The organism is Micromonospora sp. NPDC005173, from assembly GCF_040608515.1.
Lineage (GTDB): Bacteria > Actinomycetota > Actinomycetes > Mycobacteriales > Micromonosporaceae > Micromonospora.
Window position 1 is genome coordinate 52,371 of record NZ_JBEXIK010000008.1, and the last position, 17,377, is coordinate 69,747.

Genomic DNA, 17,377 nt, shown 5'->3' on the forward strand with positions numbered 1-17,377 from the left:
ATCCAAACGCTATCGCGGCGGTATGCCCAGGATCCCCCCGATGGGGGCGGACAGTGACCCCACCACGGTCGAGTCCGTCATGGTCGAGTAATCTGCGACCGTCGGTGACGCCTTTGCCGCCGGTGCTGAGGAAAGACGCACCGCGGCGCGCTAGGGAGGCAGGACCAGGTGGTCGCAAGGAGTTCGGAGGTACGGCCGTCGGCCGTACGGCACAGCGCTTCCCGAGGGGTCGGTGGACGCCGACGGCGTGGTGCTGGTCGGGTGGCCGGGCTCGGTCTCGGTGGCGTCGCGCTACTGGTCCTGCTCACGGGCTGTGACGTTGGCAGGGCGTTCGACGGCTTCGGCTGGCCGCAGGGCGGCATCTCGGCCGAGTCCCGGCGGATGTACGACCTGTGGATAGCCTCCTGCATCGCAGCCCTCGCGGTCGGCATCTTCGTGTGGGGCCTGATCTTCTGGTGTGTTGTGCGCTACCGCAAGCGTGGCAACGCGCTGCCGGTGCAGACCCGCTACAACATGCCGATGGAGTTCCTCTACACCATCGCGCCGATCCTGATCGTCTCCGTGCTCTTCTACTACACGGCGATCGTGCAGACCGACGTGGACAAGTTGACGAAGAACCCCGACGTCACGGTCGAGGTCGTCGCCTTCAAGTGGAACTGGCAGTTCAACTACCGCGACGGGCAGGGCCCGGACGCCAAGACCACCGCGTCGACGCTCGGCACCAGCGAGGTCATCCCGGTGTTGGTGCTCCCGACCAACCGGTCCATCCGGTTCGAGGAGACCAGCCGCGACGTCATCCACTCCTTCTGGGTGCCGGAGCTGCTGTTCAAGCGGGACGTCATGCCGGGCAAGATCCGCAACGTGTTCGAGGTCTCCAGCCTGGAGACCGAGGGCGCCTACGTCGGCCGCTGCGCCGAGCTGTGCGGCAGCTACCACGCGTTCATGAACTTCGAGCTGCGGGTGGTTTCGCCCGAGCAGTACGACCAGTTCCTGGCGGCCAAGCAGGGCGGCAAGTCCACCCAGGACGCACTGATCCAGATCGGTGAGAAGCCGTACGCGGAGACCACCGAGCCGTTCGACACCCGGCGGACGCACAGCAACTTCAACCCGGACAACGCTCCGGCCGGCACGGGAAGCTGAGGCAGCGGGATGAAGACCGAGTGGCGCATCTTCCTGATCATTGCCACGTTCCTGGGCGGCGCGACCATCCTCTACGGCGCCTGGACGGCCGGTGAGGCCGGTGGCGTCGAGTGGGTGGGCACGGTGGCCCTGCTGCTGTCCTTCCTGCTCTGCACGATGTGCGGTGGCTTCTTCTGGTTCGTTTCCCGCCGGATCGACCTGCGCCCCGAGGACCGGCCGGACGCCGAGATCGCTGACGGCGCCGGTGAGGTCGGCTTCTTCAGCCCGGGCAGCTACTGGCCGTTCGGCCTGGCGCTGGCCGCCGCGACGGCAGGCATGGGCCTGGTGTTCTGGCAGTTCTGGCTGGTCGGTGCCGGTCTGCTGGCGGTCATCTTCGCCGCCTGCGGGCTGCTGTTCGAGTACTACACCGGCACCCGGCGTACCGCCGAGCACTGATTCACCCGGTCGCCGTAGCAGCGACCCGTACTGCCATGAAGGCCCGTTCCCCGGTGGGGGAGCGGGCCTTCGTCGTGCTCGAGCCCGGCGGGCTCGGGTGATCAACTCCACGTACCCGATCCGGGGGTGAGAGCGCTGCCGGATACCGCACCCACGCCGACACCGAGTCGATCGAGCCGTGGCGGGGTCAGGCGGCGTGGCGGGTGGGCTGGCGGTGTCGGCGGTCGGCCAGCCGGGTGACGCGGAAGGTGAAGGTGGCGATCACCACAGCGGTGCCGCAGCGGGTGCAGATCAGCTCGGGACAGTCGGTGCCGTGGCCGTCGACGCAGGGCGGCACCTCGAACGGCGCCACGCCCTCGCAGACGCCGCAGTAGAGCTCGCGGTCCGACGACACGGGCGTCTCCTCTCACTTCGGGCGGCTCGCCCCCGGCGCGACAGCAACGCACAAACGGAAGCGGAGAACTACTCGGCTGTAGTTTCCCACGCGGGTCCGACAAATCCCCACTGCGGGGCGAGTCAGGCGGTGGTGGCGGTCTCGATCCACCGGTCGAGGGTGGCGGCCGCCGCGCCGGAGTCGATCGACTCGGCCGCGCGGTCCAGGCCGGCGCGCAGCGCCTCGGTCAGGTCGCCGTCGAGCGGGCCCTGAGTGGCCAGCGCCGCCGCCGCGTTGACCAGCACCGCGTCCCGGACCGGGCCGGTCTCGCCGGCCAGCAGGCGACGGGCCACGCCGGCGTTGTACGGGGCGTCACCACCGCGCAGATCCGCGAGGGTGGACCGGGGTACCCCCAGGTCCGTCGCGTCCAGCACGGCCTCGCGTACGGTGCCGCCCTGGGCCGCCCAGACCCGGGTCGGTGCGGCAGTGGTGAACTCGTCCAGCCCGTCCTCGCCGCGCATCACCAGCACCGAGTCGCCGCGAGCGGCGAACACGCCGGCCATCACCGGGGCCATCCGCGGGTCGAAGCAGCCGACAGCGCCGGCGCGGGGCCGGGCCGGGTTGGTCAGCGGGCCGAGGAAGTTGAACACGGTGGGCACGCCCAGCTCTCGCCGGATCGGCCCGGTGTGCCGCATGCCCGGGTGGAACCGGGCCGCGAAGCAGAACCCGATGCCCGCCTCGGTGACGCAGCGGACAATCGCGTCCGGGTCGAGGTCGAGCGGAACGCCGAGGAACTCCAGCAGGTCGGCGGTGCCGCAGGAGGACGACGCGGCACGGTTGCCGTGCTTGACCACCCGGACGCCGGCGCCTGCCACCACCAGCGCTGCCATGGTGGAGATGTTGACCGTGTGGGCGAGGTCACCGCCGGTGCCCACCACGTCCAGTGCGGTGGAACGCAGCTCCTCGGGAAGGTCGACCGGGACCGCACGGCTCAGCATCGTCTCGACCAGCCCGGCCAGCTCGGCCGAGGTCTCGCCCTTGGCCCGCAGCGCCACCGCGAAGCCGGCGACCTGCGCGGCGCCCGCCGAGCCGGCCATGATCTCGCCCATCGCCCAGGCGGTGTCGGCGGTGGACAGCTCGTCGCCGCGCAGCAGCGCGTTGAGCAGGTGCGGCCAGGTCCGATCGCCCATGGCGGGCCTCCCGAGCATGCGAAGTGCGGGTGGGCTGGAACCGGCGCCGATTCTTCCGGCGCCGTGGCGGTGCCGGAGAGCGGGGACGTCAGGCGGGTGCGTGCGTCCGCAGCAGCTCAGCCACCGTGCTGCCGGTGGTCACCGGGTCGAGCGGGTGCACCAGCGTCGCGTCGACCTCGGCGTACGCGGCGAGCCATCGGTCGGCGGCGCGGGCGATCACCAGGCAGGTCGGGGGCGCGTCGTCCCGGTCGTCCTTGATCTGTCGGGCGATGCCCATACCGCCGCCCGGGCTCGCCTCACCGTCGAGCAGCAGGAGGTCGATCTCGTAGTCATCGACGAGCCGGATGGTCTCGGCGTAGGTCGACGCGTCGACGAACTCGATCTGCAGCCCGGGTGCGGGCCGGGTGCCGACGGCCATCCGCATCCGATCACGGACCTGCGGGTCGTCGCTGTAGAGCAGGACGGTGCAAAGACGATCGCTCATGGCTGGACTGGCTCCCACCTCGTAGCTGCCCGCCGATCGTACCGGTCCACGTGACGCAGTCGACATCCCGCCCGTCGCCGGCCGTCTGGCGTACCGTCGCCGCAGCTCAGGCCGGGGTGCCGGCGGTGCAAGCTCAGGCCGGGGTGCCGGCGGCGCGTTCGCGGGCCTCCTGGCGGTCCAGGTCGCGGTCGATCCGGCGGGCCTCGCGTTCGGACTGCTTGACCCACTGCACCACCAGGACCGCGAGCATGGTGACGCTGACGAACTCACCGCCGGCCCACAGGATGCCGCCGGCGACCACCTGGTCGTCCCAGGGGTCGGACCAGCTCAGGTTGAGCGACGGGTACCAGTCGCCGCCGAAGAGCGTGCTGCTCTGCATGATGGTGAGCCCGAGCACGGTGTGGAACGGCACGGAGAGCAGCATCAGCAGCGCCCGTGCCGGGTACGGCCAGCGGCCCGGCAGCGGGTCGAGGCCGAGCAGCGGCCAGAAGAACACGCAGCCGGTCAGGATGAAGTGCGCGTGCACCAGCTCGTGCGCCCAGGCGTGTTCGAGGGTGAAGCGGTACAGGTCGCTGAAGTACAGCGCGAACGGGTTGACCACGAAGATGGCGAACGCCACCAGCGGGAAGCTGTAGACCCGGGCGACGCGGCTGTGCACGATCGCCAGCAGGCGCTTGCGCGCCCCGACCGGCAGGGTCCGCAGCGCCAGCGTCATCGGTGCGCCGAGTGCCAGGAAGATCGGCGCCACCATGGACAGCACCATGTGCTGGACCATGTGCACCGACAGCAGGGCGGTGTCGTACGCGTGCAGCCCGCTGACCGTGACCAGCGCGATGCCGCCCAGGCCGGGGCCGAGGAAGAAGACGGTACGGGAGACCGGCCAGCGGTCGCCGCGGATGCGCAGCCGGTGCACCCCATAGAGGTAGAGGCCGGCGGCGAGCACCAGGCCGAGCGCCAGCCAGCTGTCCAACCGGGTCTCGGTCAGCACCGTGCCGACGGTGAACGGGGGAGGGGTCGCCTCGCCCCCGGCGGCCAGCGCCGGGCCCGCCGGGGTGGCCGCGAGCACTGCGGCCGGGACGGCCGAGGTGGCGGCGAAGATCGGATCGACGTGCAGCACGCTTTTCAGGCTAGGCCAGGCGAACCGGACCCCGACGCTCGGGCCACGGAAGGCGTGGGTTTGCCACCCCGCTGATCGCCGGCCCCGGTCAGGGGCAATAATGACGGCGTGACTGCGGCCCCAGCCATTGACAAGAGCCGGATCCACTCTCTGACCCGACCGAACATGGTCAGCGTCGGGACGATCGTGTGGCTCTCCAGCGAACTTATGTTCTTCGCGGCGCTGTTCGCGATGTACTTCTCGATCCGCGCGGCTGCGCCGGAGCAGTGGGAGAAGCACACCGAGCACCTCAACATCCCGTACGCGACCACGTTCACGGTGATCCTGGTGCTCTCGTCGGTGACCTGCCAGCTCGGCGTCTTCGCGGCGGAAAAGGGTGACGTGCACGCGCTGCGGCGCTGGTTCACCGTCACCTTCGTGATGGGTCTGATCTTCGTGCTCGGCCAGCTGAACGAGTACCGCGAGCTGGTGCACGAGGGCGTCAAGATCAACGGAGACGGCTACGGCTCGGTGTTCTACCTGACCACCGGCTTCCACGGCCTGCACGTGACCGGCGGCCTGATCGCCTTCATCATCTTCATGGTCCGTACGACCATGGGCCGGTTCACACCGGCGCAGGCGACCTCGGCGATCGTCGTGTCGTACTACTGGCACTTCGTCGACGTCGTGTGGATCGGGCTGTACGCCATGATCTACTGGCTTCAGTGATCTTGGCGCGTCACGAACCGCGCCGCTGCTCCGTCCCCTGAGACAAGGTCCAACCGGTTAAGGACACAGCTCATGACTTCTGACAACGACCGCCGACGCGGTCTGCTCGCGCGCCTGCGCGGGCGGCCCGCCGCGCGCAGCAGGGGCCGCCGCCGGCTGGGTGCCGCGGTTCGGCTGTTCGCCGCGCTGATGCTCGCCGGCGGCGCCTACACCGTCTTCGCCCCCGGTGTGCAGGCGCAGGACAACCCGCCGATGACCGGCGCCGCCGCCGAGGGCAAGGCGCTGTTCGACGTGAGCTGTGTGACCTGCCACGGACGCAACGCCCAGGGCGTCGAGGGCCGCGGACCGAGCCTGGTCGGCGTCGGCGCCGCCTCGGTCGAGTTCCAGGTCAGCTCCGGCCGGATGCCGATGGCCCGGCAGGAGGCCCAGGCACACCGCAAGCCCCCGCTCTTCACCGACGAGCAGACCCGCCAGCTGGCTCAGTACATCCAGGAGCTCGGTGGCGGCCCGATCGTGCCGGAGGGTGACCTCGCCCAGGACGCCAACGTCGCGGCCGGTGGTGAGCTGTTCCGGATCAACTGCTCGCAGTGCCACGCCTTCGGCGGCGGCGGTGGCGCGCTCTCCTCGGGCAAGTTCGCTCCGAGCCTGCACCCGGCGACCGACCGGCAGATCTACGCGGCGATGCTGAGCGGCCCGCAGAACATGCCGGTGTTCGGTGACAACCAGCTCCGCCCGGAGCAGAAGGCCGACATCATCGCCTACATCCAGGAGACGCTGAAGCACGACCAGGACCCGGGTGGGTTCAACCTCGGCCGGTACGGGCCGTCCACCGAGGGCCTGGCGATCTTCCTGGTTGGCATCGTGGCGCTCGTCTTCGCTAGCCTGTGGATTGCGGGCAAGTCGTGACCGAGCGGATCATCCGATTCAGTGCTGTGGTGCCGCTCGGCGCCACCCGTAGCGAGGTGACGGCATGAGCACGCACACCGAGCACCAGGCCCCGCAGGGCCAGGAGCCGCTCGACCTGAACGCGCCCGGGGTGACCCGGTTCGACGTCGTCCGTGAGGGCGCGCGCCGGGACGACATCGAGATCGTCCACTACGAGCCGCAGGTACTGCCCGGCACCAAGGCCGAGCGCCGGCTGACCCGGGTGGTGGCAGGGTTCTTCCTGATCACCGGCCTGGCGGCGACCGCGTTCCTGGCCATCTACATCTGGTGGCCGTGGCAGTACGAGCCGGGCCGTGGCGGCGACAAGTTCTACACCCCGCTGCTCGGCGCCACCCTCGGCGTGGCCCTGCTCGCCGTCGGCTTCGGCATCCTGACCTGGGGCAAGAAGTTGCTGCCCAAGGAGGTCTCGATCCAGGACCGGCACGAGGGCGCGGTGGACGAGGAGAGCCGCACCATCACCGGCCAGACCATGCTCTACATGGCCGACGAGTTGGGCGTGAAGCGTCGCCCGCTGCTCGGCATCTCGCTGCTGGCCGGTCTCGCGCCGGTCGGCGCGGTGGTCGCGGCGCCGCTGGTCGGCGGTCTGATCTCCCAGCCGCACAAGAACAACCAGATGTTCACCACCGGGTTCGCCGCGGCCGAAGGTGGCCAGCGGATCCGGCTGGTTCGCGAGGACGGCCGGCCGATCCGCCCGGCCGACATCAGCGTCGGTGGTCAGCTGACCGTCTTCCCGGGCATTGACCACGGCGTGAGCAACAAGCACGCCGACTCGCCGACGCTGCTGATCCACCTGCGGGACTCCGACGCGATGACCTCGCGCCAGGCCAACGAGCGGGTCGGCCACGGCGACTACATGTGGGGCAACTACGCGGCGTTCTCCAAGATCTGCACGCACGCCGGTTGCCCGGCCAGCCTGTACGAGCAGCAGACCAACCGGCTGCTCTGCCCGTGCCACCAGTCCCAGTTCCTCATCACCGACAACGCCCGGCCCGTCTTCGGCCCCGCCAGCCGGCGGCTGCCGCAGTTGCCGATCGAGGTGGACTCCGAGGGCTTCTTCGTGGCGAAGTCCGACTACACCGAGACCGTCGGGCCTGATTTCTGGGAGCGGCCATGAAGCGTCGAAAGCTTGACCTTGCGGCGACGCCGGGCAAGGCCGCGGTGGGAGTGGATGACCGCTTCCAGGTGGCCACCCCGCTTCGCCGGCTGCTGAACAAGGTCTTCCCGGACCACTGGTCCTTCCTCCTCGGCGAGATCGCGCTGTTCTCGTTCGTGGTGCTGCTGCTGACCGGTGTGTTCCTGACCTTCTTCTTCGAGCCGGCGATGACCGAGGTGGTCTACGACGGCAGCTACGCCCCGTTGCAGGGCACGCCGATGTCCGCCGCGTACGCCTCCAGCCTGGACATCTCGTTCGACGTCCGTGGCGGTCTGGTGATGCGGCAGATGCACCACTGGGCGGCGCTGCTGTTCATGGCCGCGATCGTCGTGCACATGCTGCGGGTCTTCTTCACCGGTGCCTTCCGCAAGCCGCGGGAGACCAACTGGATCATCGGCTCGCTGCTGTTCTGGGTCGGCTTCCTGGCCGGCTTCACCGGCTACTCGCTGCCGGACGACGGCCTGTCCGGCACCGGCCTGCGGATCGCCTCGGCGATCATGCTGTCGATCCCGGTGATCGGCTCCTGGGTCACCTCGTCGATCTTCGGCGGGGAGTTCCCCGGCACGATCATCATCAGCCGGTTCTTCATCGCCCACGTGCTGCTCATCCCGGGTCTGCTGGTCGCTCTGATCAGCGTCCACCTGGGCCTGGTCTTCAAGCAGAAGCACACCCAGTGGCCCGGCCCCGGTCGGACCAACGGCAACGTGGTCGGCGAGCGGATGTTCCCGCGGTACGCGCTGAAGCAGGGCGGCTTCTTCATGGTCGTCTTCGGGGTCATCGCGCTGATGGGCGGTCTGTTCCAGATCAACCCGATCTGGCTGTTCGGCCCGTACGAGGCGTGGGTGGTCTCGGCCGCCAGCCAGCCCGACTGGTACGTCATGTTCCTCGACGGCTCGACGCGGCTCATGCCAGCGTGGGAGATCAACATCCCGCTCGGTGACGGGTACGTCATTCCGCCGCTGTTCTGGCCGACGGTGGTGCTGCCCGGCATCCTGGTGGGCCTGTCGACGATGTACCCGTTCCTGGAGGCGCGGCACCTCAAGGACCGCAAGAGCCACAACCTGCTCCAGCGGCCCCGTGACGTTCCGGCCCGGACCGCGGTCGGCGCCATGGCGGTGTCGTTCTACATCGTGCTGACGCTCTCCGGCGCCAACGACGTTATCGCCGACAAGTTCCAGATCAGCCTGAACGCGATGACCTGGGCGGGCCGGGTCGGCCTGCTGCTGGTCCCGCCGGTGGCGTACTACGTCACCTACCGGCTCTGCCTGGGTCTACAGCAGCACGACCGGGAGGTGCTCGCGCACGGCGTGGAGACCGGCATCATCCGGCGTTTGCCGGACGGCCGGTTCGTCGAGGTGCACCAGCCGCTCAGTGCGGCGGACGGGCACGACGGCCACGGCGAGCTGGAGTACGTCGGCTGGGTGGTGCCCAAGAAGATGAACCGGCTCGGGGCCCTCGGCCCGGCGATCCGGGGCTTCTTCTACCCGATCGAGAAGCCGGTCGAGGCGCCGGTCTCGCCGGGGCACCCGCCGGTCGAGGCCCGACCCGAGCGCGAGGAGATCAGCAGCGGCGAGAGCCGCCGCTGACCCCCCGACCGCAGCGTTACGTGGCGCCCGCCGGAATTCCGGCGGGCGCCACGCCGTATCGGCGTCCACCACCCATCCGGTCAGGAGTCGGACGGCCACGGCGGGACCGGTCGACCCCGCGCTACGGGCGATCGCAGGAATAACCCCGGTGAGCCGGGTATCCGTGCGGTCCAACGTCTCAAGGGGGGGAAGCATGTTGGGTATCAAACGCCTCGGCCTGTTGGCCGCGCTGGTACTGGTCGGCGTAGCGCCGGCAGCGGCCGCGCAGGCCGCGGCACAGCCGTCGACGCAGGACACCCAGTATCTGCAGGCGGTGCACCAGGTCAACCTGTTCGAAATCACCGCCGGTGACCTGGCCCAGCAGAAGGGCCAGGACCAGGGGGTCAAGGACCTGGGCGCGATGTTGAAGACCGACCACACCCAGCTGGACCAGACGGTGCAGCAGACCGCGTCCCAGCTCGGGGTGGAACTGCCGAACGAGCCCAGCGCCGATCAGCAGGCCGTCATCGACCAGCTGAACAACGCCAGCGGCGCGGAGTTCGACCGGCTCTGGGTGACCAGTGAGCTGGCCGGTCACGTCCAGGCCATCCAGGCCACCCAGACGGAGATTTCGCAGGGCTCCGAGCAGTCGGTGGTCCAGTTGGCCCAGACCGCCCTGCCGATCCTGCAGACGCACTACGACGAGTTGGTCCAGCTCGCCAACCAGCTGGGCATTCCGGTCCCGCAAACCAGCGCCAGCGGTACGCCCAGCCCGGGCGGCACCGGCACTGAGTCGCCGGCTCCGGGCGGCACGGGCACCGAGTCCCCGGCTCCGGGCGGCACGACCGAGTCGCCGGCTCCGGGCGGTGGCACCACCGAGACGCCGGCTCCGAGCGAGAGCTGACGTAACGGCAGCAGACGGCCGGTCCACCCGCGGGGTGGACCGGCCGCCGTGCGTCCGGCGTGGCCGACACGGCGGTCGGCGTGGCCGGCGCGGTCAGTCGGCGCTGGCCAGGCCGATGGCGAACGCCTCCTCCAGGTCATGCTGGGAGTACGCCCGGAACGCGATGTGCGACTCGGTGTTGAGCACGCCCGGCACCTTGGAGATGCTGCCCGCGATGACCTGGGCGATCTGGTCGAACTCGCGGACCCGGACGATGGCGATGAGGTCGACGTGCCCGGCCACCGAGTAGACCTCGCTGACGCCGGGGAGGTTGGCCAGGTTCTCCGCCACCTCGGGGATCGCGTCGGTGGCGCAGTCGATCAGCACGATCGCGGTGATCACGGGGCATTTCTCCGTTCGTCGGCGTCGTCGCCCATGCTAGATGTTTCCGCCCGGGCCTGGAGGCGGGAGCCGTCGGGGCTCAGCCCTGCGCGCCGGCCGGCACGGTGCAGCCGTCCCCGGCCCGGATCGCGTCGCGTAGTCGTTCGTCGGCGCGTACCGTCGCGCCCGGCCAGACCACCGTGCGCCGTACGTCGCCGTGCACCCGTGCACCGGCGCCGACCACCGACTCCACGCAACGGCCGGTCACCGTGGCCGACGGGTCGACCAGGGTGCCGCCCGCCGCCGCGTGCAGGTTGGCGGCCAGGTAGTCGGCGGGGGTGCCGGTGTCGTAGAAGGTGCCCGGGTAGGGCACCACCTCCAGCGCGCCGGCCGCCTCGGCTGGCCGCCAGACCGCGCGTACGAGGTCGGAGAAGACCACCGGCAGGTCGCGGACAAGCCGCCAGGGCAGCAGCGAGAAGCCGGTGAAGCAGTGCCCGGCGAAGGTGCCCGGCTCCGTCGGGTTCGCGGCGGGCTGACCGAGCAGGCGTACCCGGTGCCCGTCCCAGCCGTCGAGCAGGGCGGCCACGTCCGTGCCCGGTGGAGCCGCCGGGTCGGCGAGGTACGCGTCGGCGTTGCCGACCAGCACCGGCCGGCCGTCGATCCAGTCCCGCAGGTTGGCCACCCCGCCCGCCGTGCCGAGCGGGTCGCCGGGCTCCACCGACAGGTGAGCACGGTCGCCGACGTGCGCGACCACCTGGTCGGCGAGGTAGCAGGCGTTCACCGCGACCCGTCCGGGACCGGTCAGGCCGAGCCCGGCCAGCCGGGCCAGCGCCCGGTCCAGCAGCGGCACGTTGCCCACCGGGCAGAGCGCCTTGGGCACCCGCTCGGTGAGCGGTCGCAGCCGGGTGCCCTCGCCCGCGGCCAGCACCACGGCGCACACCTCCGCCCGCCGGTCGCCCGGCCGGCCGTCGGTCGCCGGCACGCCGGCCGCTGCGGTCACGGCATCGTGTCGGGTACCGGTGGCGGGAACTGCCCGGCCAGCGGCCCGATGTCGTAGTAGGCGAGCAGCCGGGCCGTCGGCCAGGTCAGCTTGGGCAGATCGTCGAGCGGGTGCCAGGCGGCCTCGAAGACCTCGCCGCCGTCGACCACCAGCTCGGTGTCGGAGGCCGGCACCTCCGTCTCGAAGACCACGTCCACCCAGCCCTTGGCGTGCACGACCGCGTTCGGCACCGCGGGGCGCAGCCGGGACGGTGGGAGCCGGATGCCGCTCTCCTCGAACAGCTCGCGGGCCGCGCCCACCACCGGGGCCTCGCCCCGATCCAGCAGGCCGGCGGGCAACGACCAACCCTTGCCGGGCGGCTGGCGCAGCAGCAGCAACCGCCCCGCACCCGTCGTCTCGGCGTCGCGGACCAGGGTGACCGCGCCGACGATGTACTTGGGCACGGCCAGCCGGACCAGGCGGCGGCGCACCGGCAGAGGCAGCCGGTAGAAAGCCTGGTAGAAGATGGCCCGACCGGTGGCGCGGGAGCGGGGGATCATGACTCCAGGCTAGTGGTCACGAATGTCGTTCGGACGCGCTGGGGCCCGGCGGGTCACTGCCGATGGTCGACCAGGTCGATGAGCTGGCGGACCACGGTGTCCGGTTCGATCACCCGGTCGAAGACCGCGACCAGCAGGGTCTCCAGGTCGGGGTAGCCCAGCTCCTCGGAGAGGCGCAGCAGCGGCAGGTCACTGGCGAGGCCACGGTTGTGCTGGCGCAGGGCGAGCCCGATGGTGGCCCGGCCGAGGCGGACCTTGTCGCTGATCGTGATGCCCGGCTCGGTGTGCTCCGCGAACCACCGGTTGATCTGCATCTGCGCGTGCGGCGACTTGACGAAGTCGAGCCACTCCCGGCGTGGGCCGCGCGGCGCCACCCCGGCCTCGAAGCCGTTGTCCCCGTCGTTCTCGGTGAAGATCTCGACCACGTCGCCCTCGTCCAGCTCGGAGCTCAGCGGCGCGAGCCGGCCGTTGATCCGGGCGGCGAGGCAGTGGTCGCCCCGCTGGCTGCCCAGCTCGTAGGCGAGGTCGACGGGCGTGGCACCGGCCGGCAGCACGACCTGCCGCCCGTCAGAGAAGACCTGGATCTGCCCCTCGGCGAGGTCGCAGCGCAGCGACTCGAGGAACTGCGCCGGGTCGGCGGCGTCCGGCTCCCAGTCGAGCACCCGCCGCAGCCAGTCCAACTGCTCGGCGCGGGCCGCCGCGCTGCCGCTGCTCGTGCGTGGAAAGCGGAAGTCGGCGGCGATGCCGTACTCGGCCGAGCGGTGCATCTCCTCGGTGCGGATCAGCACCTCCACCGTGCGGTCCTGCGGGCCGCAGACGCTGGTGTGCAGCGAGCGGTAGAGGTTGTTCTTCGGCGAGGCGATGAAGTCCTTGAATCGGCCGGGGACCGGTCGCCAGGTGCCGTGGATGGCGCCGAGCGCGGCGTAACAGTCGGTGGCCGGGCCGTCGACCACCACAGAGATGCGCGGCAGGTCGTACGGCGCGGCGTGGCCGCCGGCGATGGTGTCCTTCCAGATCGAGTAGAGGTGCCGGGGCCGGGGGCTCACCTCGGCGTCGACCCGGCTGCGACGCAACGCCACCCGGGCACGGGTGACCACCGACTCGAGGTACGCGTCCCAACCCGGCCGGTCGTGCACGTGCCGGGCCAGCCGGGCGTGCTCGTCGGGCTCCAGGTGCAGCAGCACCACGTCGTCCAGCTCGCGCTTGAGGGTCTGGATGCCCAGCCGGTCGCAGAGCGGGACCAGCACCTCCTGGGTCTTGCGGGCGATCCGTTCCCGCGACGCCGCGGAGCGCACACCGAGGGTGCGCATGTTGTGCAGCCGGTCGGCCAGCTTGATGATCAGCACCCGGACGTCCTTGGCAGCCGCCACGATCATCTTGCGGATCGTCTCCGCCTCGGCGGCCTTGCCGTAGAACGCCTTGTCGAACTTGGTCACCCCGTCGACCAGGTGGGCCACCTCGCCACCGAAGTCCTCGGAGAGCGCCTGGAGCGTGTAGCGGGTGTCCTCCACCGTGTCGTGCAGCAGCGCCGCCACCAGGGTGATGGTGTCCATCCCCAGCTCGGCGCAGATCTGCGCCACCGCGAGGGGGTGGGTGATGTAGGGCTCACCGCTCTTGCGGAACTGCCCGCGGTGCATGTTTTCCGCGATGGTGTACGCCCGGCGAAGCACCGCGGGATCGGTGCCGGCGTGGATGCCCCGATGGGTCCGGACAAGCTGCGTGACCGGGTCGGAGTCGGCGGTCGGCCAGGTGAGCAGCGACCGCAGCCGGCGGGCCAGCGGCAGCTCACCCGACTGGGTCGGCAGGGCGCCCCCCAGGGCGGCGCCGTGTCCGGCGTCGACGTCCACGAGGGACACCTCCTCACCCCGGCTCCGCGGCCGCCGAAACCCGGCGGTCGGGAGCAGGCCCACGAATCGGGCAGGACTGCACTTCTCCAACAGCCTAAGGGAGTCGACGTAGTCCGATCGGTCACTTGGTCATGAGCGTTCGGTCGAGAGTTGGTGGGACCCTCCGTTTTCGGCCTTCGCCAGGAGGTCGCGGAACCGGCCCGCACCACCAACCGGCGAGGACCAACCGGAGGACATTTCCACCAGCCGGGTCTCCGGTCGTTCCAACCAGGACAGGATGCGCTCGGACTCCTCGGCGGTGGCCGCCGGCACCGGCCCGTGCCCGCCCGGCACCGTCTCGGCGGTCGCCCGGATGGCGTTCAGCGTGGGTCGCGGGTGGACGCTCGGCGGGGACACCCCCGCGCCGGCCAGCCGGCCGTGCCGGACCAGGGCCAGCTCCCAGCCGCCACGGGCGGCCGGCCGGGCCGCGGCCAGCTCGACGATCCCGGTCAGCGCGGCCAGCCGCTGCATCCGCACGGTGGCGCGCAGGACCGCGGCCAGCCGGGACCGCACCACCGCGGCCTCCTCGTAGCGCTGGTCGCGGGAGAGCACGTCGATCCGGGCCAGCAGCGCGTCCACCACCGGCTGCGGGTCGCTGGCGGTGGCGGTGCGGAACGGCGCGGCGGCGCGGTCGTCGTACTCCTCGGGGGTGATCTTGTGCTCGCAGGGTGCCGGGCAGCGACCCAGCTCGGCCAGCGCGCAGGCCGGCGTGACGGTCCGCAGCGAGAGCCGGTGCGTGCACTGGCGCAGCGGCACGGCGTCGTGGAAGCCCGCGGCGGCCAGCTCCGCGGCCCGTCGGGAGGTGAACGGCCCGAGGTAGGCGGTGTCGGTGGGGGAGAGGCCGCGGACCACCGACAACCGGGGGTACGGGCCGTCGGTCAGCTTGAGCCAGACCATCCGCTCCGGGTATTTCGACCGCCGGTTGTACGGCGGGGCGTGCGCGGCGATCAGCCGCAGCTCGCGCACCTCGGCCTCGAGCGAGTGCGCGCACTCGACCGCCTCGACCCGCTCGGCCGCCGCCAGCATCTCGGAGATCCGGGCCCGCTTCTCCCCGGCGGTGAAGTAGCTGCGCACCCGGGTGGCGATGTCGCCGGAGGTGCCGACGTAGAGCGGCCGGTCGTCGGCGGCCCGGAAGATGTAGACCCCGGGGACCTTGGGCAGCCCCTCGGCCAGGTGCCGCTTGCGGCGCTGGGTCGGGGTGACCGCCCGGGCGAACTCGATGGCGTCGCCGACGGTGTCCACCCGGTGCCCGCCGAGCCGGCCGATCAGCCCGTGCAGCACGTCGACGGTGGCCTTCGCGTCGTCCAGCGCCCGGTGGGTGGGCTGGGTGGCGGTGCGGAAGTAGGCGGCCAGGGTGCCCAGCTTGCGGTTGGGCACCTCGTCGCGGGTCAGCACCCGGCGGGCCAGCGCCGCGGTGTCCAGCACCCGCGGGTTGGGCCACCGGTAGCCGTGCTTGGCGCAGGCGGCCTTGAGGAAGCCCACGTCGTAGGGGGCGTTGTGGGCCACCAGCACCGCGTCGGCGATGAACTCCAGGAAGCTCGGCAGCACCTGCTCGATCGGCGGCGCCGGCACCAGCATGGCCTGGGTGATCCCGGTCAGCACGGTGATGAACGGCGGGATCGGCTGCCCCGGGTTGACGAGGGTGGCCAGCACGCCGAGCTGCTCACCGCCGCGCACCTTGACCGCGCCGATCTCGGTGATGCCGCCGCCGTCCGGTGCGCCGCCGGTGGTCTCGAGGTCGACCACCACGAAGGTGGTCGCGTAGAGCGGCAGCGCCGGGTCCACCCCGCCCATCGCCGGGTCGAGACCGGCCAGTGACTCCTGGACGTACTCCGACTGTGCCATCGGCGGCACGCTAGCGCCCCGGTCCGACACTCCCGTCACAACGGTCCCATGAGTTACCACGGGGGCTAGGATGAGAGATCGGCTCACTCACCGGGCGGTGGGCCCGGTCGCGGTGGGAGACTTGTTACATGCCCCTCACCGAGCCGTCCGACGACCACCTCCCGCAGGAGGATCCGGTCGCGCTCGACGGGGCCCTGGGCAACCCGGACGACAACGTAGTCAGCGAGACATCCGGCGCATCCGGCCCGACGGCGGCGGGCGACGGGCCGGTTGTCGAGCCGGAGCCGACCCTGCCCGAGCCGGTCCGGCAGCGGATCGTGGCGCTGACCGCCGCGGTGCTGCCCGTGCTGCCCTCCGACGAGGTGCCGGTACCGCTGCGCCGGGTGGCCAAGTTCGCCCCGAACCGGCGGGCCCGGCTCGGCGCGCCGGCCATCGCCGCCCAGCTCACCGGCGACCCGCTGTTCCGGCAGCGGGTCACCGCCCGGGTGCTGGCCGACGCCGGTGACCTTGGCGCAGCCGTGGTCGAGGGCACCGCGCCAGCCGCCGCCGACCCGGTCGAGGTGGCCGCGCTGGCCTACCTGGCCCGGCCGCGTGGCTGGCGCGAGCTGATCGACGCCAGCGGCGCGGCGGTCCGCGCCGAGGCCGACAGCGCGGTCGTCGCCGAGTTGGTTCGCGAGGCCGAGCAGCGGGCCACCCGGGCCGAGCACGACCGGGCGGTGGCTCGGGTGGAGGCGGAGAAGCTCCGCGACGAGCTGGCCCGGGTCCGGGAGGAGTTGGGCCAGCTCCGCGAGGAGTCCCGCCAGTTGGCCCGTACGCTGCGGGAGACCCAGGCCCGCGAGCGCAAGGCCACCGAGGTGCTGGCCACCGAGCGTGGCCGGGCCGCGCGGGCGAGCGCCGACGTGGACGCCGAGCTGCGTCGGGCCCGCGCCCGGCTGGCCGAGGCGGAGGCCGCGGCCGGCGTGGCCCGGGCCAGCGCCAAGGAAGCCCGCTCGGTCGACGACGCCCGGCTCTGGCTGCTGCTGGAGACCATCGGTCAGGCCGCCGTCGGGCTGCGCCGGGAGCTGGCGCTCGACCCGGTGGACAAACTCCCCGCCGACTTCGTGGCCGACGCGTTCGCCGAGCAGCCGGGCACCGCGCCGGCCGGCCCGTCCGCCCGCGCCCGGGACACCGACGACCCGGCCCGACTGGACCAACTGCTCGCCCTGCCCCGGGCACACCTGGTGGTGGACGGCTACAACGTCACCAAGCGCGGCTTCGGCGAGATGTCGCTGGAGCAGCAGCGCAAGCGCCTCATCACCGGGCTGGGCGGGATCGCCGCGCAGACCGGCGACGAGGTCACCGTGGTCTTCGACGGCGCGGAGCGGATGCACGGGCTGCCGCCGGCGCCGCGCGGCGTACGGGTGCTCTTCTCCCGCAAGGGCGAGACCGCCGACGAGCTGATCCGGCGGCTGGTCCGCGCCGAGCCGGCGGGGCGTCCGGTGGTCGTGGTCTCGTCCGACCGCGAGGTCGCCGACGGCGTACGCCGACACGGGGCCTACCCGCTCGGGGCCGACTCGCTACTGCGGCGGCTGGCCCGCTCCTGACCGCATCGGCCGGCGGCCAATCTCTGCGTGATCGACACGAGGTCGGTGATGTTGGGGTGTCCGGCGGTCGGGATACCCCGATATCGCTGACCTGGAGTCGATCTCGCCCCCAAACGGCCGGTCGAGGTGGTTGTCCGGGTTTCTGTCATA

Annotated in this window: 17 protein-coding genes; 8 read left to right on the forward strand and 9 right to left on the reverse strand. The window is 71.5% G+C overall.

Annotated features, from left to right (window positions below; genetic code table 11):
- Nucleotides 1–168 precede the first annotated feature (168 nt).
- Nucleotides 169–1,140, forward strand: a complete 972-nt coding sequence (gene coxB, locus ABZV00_RS12270) for a cytochrome c oxidase subunit II (protein ID WP_328418960.1) — start codon at nt 169–171, stop codon at nt 1,138–1,140.
- A gap of 9 nt (nt 1,141–1,149) precedes the next feature.
- A complete protein-coding gene (locus ABZV00_RS12275) occupies nt 1,150–1,575 on the forward strand; it encodes a cytochrome c oxidase subunit 4 (RefSeq protein WP_328418959.1) in 426 nt (141 codons plus the stop codon).
- A gap of 187 nt (nt 1,576–1,762) precedes the next feature.
- Here ABZV00_RS12275 and ABZV00_RS12280 read toward each other — a convergent pair whose 3' ends face one another.
- The 4 genes from ABZV00_RS12280 to ABZV00_RS12295 all read right to left on the reverse strand — a co-directional run bounded on the left by ABZV00_RS12280 (nt 1,763) and on the right by ABZV00_RS12295 (nt 4,739).
- Nucleotides 1,763–1,969, reverse strand: coding sequence for a hypothetical protein (locus ABZV00_RS12280; protein ID WP_355604878.1), 207 nt, complete (start codon nt 1,967–1,969; stop codon nt 1,763–1,765).
- A gap of 122 nt (nt 1,970–2,091) precedes the next feature.
- Entirely contained in the window at nt 2,092–3,138 is a 1,047-nt protein-coding gene (gene trpD / locus ABZV00_RS12285; protein ID WP_328418957.1) for an anthranilate phosphoribosyltransferase, read from the reverse strand.
- A gap of 88 nt (nt 3,139–3,226) precedes the next feature.
- Nucleotides 3,227–3,622 carry a hypothetical protein gene (locus tag ABZV00_RS12290; RefSeq protein ID WP_355604881.1) on the reverse strand — a complete coding sequence of 132 codons (396 nt, stop codon included), beginning with the start codon at nt 3,620–3,622 and terminating at the stop codon, nt 3,227–3,229.
- Nucleotides 3,623–3,755: 133 nt separating this feature from the next.
- A complete protein-coding gene (locus ABZV00_RS12295) occupies nt 3,756–4,739 on the reverse strand; it encodes a cytochrome c oxidase assembly protein (RefSeq protein WP_328418955.1) in 984 nt (327 codons plus the stop codon).
- A gap of 108 nt (nt 4,740–4,847) precedes the next feature.
- Here ABZV00_RS12295 and ABZV00_RS12300 point away from each other — a divergent pair, with 108 nt between their 5' ends.
- The 5 genes from ABZV00_RS12300 (at nt 4,848) to ABZV00_RS12320 (ending at nt 10,014) form a co-directional block, all read left to right on the forward strand.
- Complete coding sequence (locus ABZV00_RS12300) at nt 4,848–5,447, forward strand: heme-copper oxidase subunit III (RefSeq protein WP_355604885.1); 600 nt, start codon at nt 4,848–4,850, stop codon at nt 5,445–5,447.
- 72 nt (nt 5,448–5,519) lie between these two features.
- Nucleotides 5,520–6,353, forward strand: a complete 834-nt coding sequence (locus ABZV00_RS12305; RefSeq protein WP_355604888.1) for a cytochrome c — start codon at nt 5,520–5,522, stop codon at nt 6,351–6,353.
- Between the two features lie 64 nt (nt 6,354–6,417).
- Complete coding sequence (locus tag ABZV00_RS12310; protein ID WP_355604890.1) at nt 6,418–7,506, forward strand: Rieske 2Fe-2S domain-containing protein; 1,089 nt, start codon at nt 6,418–6,420, stop codon at nt 7,504–7,506.
- Entirely contained in the window at nt 7,503–9,131 is a 1,629-nt protein-coding gene (locus ABZV00_RS12315; RefSeq protein ID WP_355604891.1) for a cytochrome b N-terminal domain-containing protein, read from the forward strand. The genes ABZV00_RS12310 and ABZV00_RS12315 overlap by 4 nt, the downstream gene beginning before the upstream one ends.
- A gap of 193 nt (nt 9,132–9,324) precedes the next feature.
- Entirely contained in the window at nt 9,325–10,014 is a 690-nt protein-coding gene (locus ABZV00_RS12320) for a DUF4142 domain-containing protein (RefSeq protein WP_355604893.1), read from the forward strand.
- Nucleotides 10,015–10,107: 93 nt separating this feature from the next.
- Here ABZV00_RS12320 and ABZV00_RS12325 read toward each other — a convergent pair whose 3' ends face one another.
- The 5 genes from ABZV00_RS12325 to ABZV00_RS12345 all read right to left on the reverse strand — a co-directional run bounded on the left by ABZV00_RS12325 (nt 10,108) and on the right by ABZV00_RS12345 (nt 15,644).
- Nucleotides 10,108–10,395 carry an Lrp/AsnC ligand binding domain-containing protein gene (locus tag ABZV00_RS12325; RefSeq protein WP_074313163.1) on the reverse strand — a complete coding sequence of 96 codons (288 nt, stop codon included), beginning with the start codon at nt 10,393–10,395 and terminating at the stop codon, nt 10,108–10,110.
- A 79-nt stretch (nt 10,396–10,474) separates the two neighbouring features.
- Nucleotides 10,475–11,356: a sugar phosphate nucleotidyltransferase gene (locus ABZV00_RS12330; protein ID WP_355605134.1), complete on the reverse strand. Its 882-nt coding sequence runs from the start codon at nt 11,354–11,356 to the stop codon at nt 10,475–10,477.
- Nucleotides 11,357–11,370: 14 nt separating this feature from the next.
- A complete protein-coding gene (locus ABZV00_RS12335; protein ID WP_355604896.1) occupies nt 11,371–11,913 on the reverse strand; it encodes an NUDIX domain-containing protein in 543 nt (180 codons plus the stop codon).
- Between the two features lie 53 nt (nt 11,914–11,966).
- Complete coding sequence (locus ABZV00_RS12340) at nt 11,967–13,760, reverse strand: HD domain-containing protein (protein WP_328426810.1); 1,794 nt, start codon at nt 13,758–13,760, stop codon at nt 11,967–11,969.
- 129 nt (nt 13,761–13,889) lie between these two features.
- Nucleotides 13,890–15,644, reverse strand: coding sequence for a DEDD exonuclease domain-containing protein (locus ABZV00_RS12345; protein WP_328418948.1), 1,755 nt, complete (start codon nt 15,642–15,644; stop codon nt 13,890–13,892).
- A 128-nt stretch (nt 15,645–15,772) separates the two neighbouring features.
- On the opposite strand from ABZV00_RS12345, the gene ABZV00_RS12350 reads away from it, so the two are divergent.
- Nucleotides 15,773–17,227 carry an NYN domain-containing protein gene (locus tag ABZV00_RS12350; protein WP_355604899.1) on the forward strand — a complete coding sequence of 485 codons (1,455 nt, stop codon included), beginning with the start codon at nt 15,773–15,775 and terminating at the stop codon, nt 17,225–17,227.
- Nucleotides 17,228–17,377 lie beyond the last annotated feature (150 nt).

Excerpts from the sequence above, each read along its gene's own strand:
- ABZV00_RS12275 (WP_328418959.1), top strand. The coding sequence starts at position 1,150 with ATGAAGACCGAGTGGCGCATCTTCCTGATCATTGCCACGTTCCTGGGC.
- trpD (WP_328418957.1), bottom strand. The coding sequence starts at position 3,138 with ATGGGCGATCGGACCTGGCCGCACCTGCTCAACGCGCTGCTGCGCGGC.
- ABZV00_RS12290 (WP_355604881.1), bottom strand. The coding sequence starts at position 3,622 with ATGAGCGATCGTCTTTGCACCGTCCTGCTCTACAGCGACGACCCGCAG.
- ABZV00_RS12305 (WP_355604888.1), top strand. The coding sequence starts at position 5,520 with ATGACTTCTGACAACGACCGCCGACGCGGTCTGCTCGCGCGCCTGCGC.
- ABZV00_RS12310 (WP_355604890.1), top strand. The coding sequence starts at position 6,418 with ATGAGCACGCACACCGAGCACCAGGCCCCGCAGGGCCAGGAGCCGCTC.
- ABZV00_RS12315 (WP_355604891.1), top strand. The coding sequence starts at position 7,503 with ATGAAGCGTCGAAAGCTTGACCTTGCGGCGACGCCGGGCAAGGCCGCG.
- ABZV00_RS12320 (WP_355604893.1), top strand. The coding sequence starts at position 9,325 with ATGTTGGGTATCAAACGCCTCGGCCTGTTGGCCGCGCTGGTACTGGTC.
- ABZV00_RS12335 (WP_355604896.1), bottom strand. The coding sequence starts at position 11,913 with ATGATCCCCCGCTCCCGCGCCACCGGTCGGGCCATCTTCTACCAGGCT.
- ABZV00_RS12345 (WP_328418948.1), bottom strand. The coding sequence starts at position 15,644 with ATGGCACAGTCGGAGTACGTCCAGGAGTCACTGGCCGGTCTCGACCCG.
- ABZV00_RS12350 (WP_355604899.1), top strand. The coding sequence starts at position 15,773 with ATGCCCCTCACCGAGCCGTCCGACGACCACCTCCCGCAGGAGGATCCG.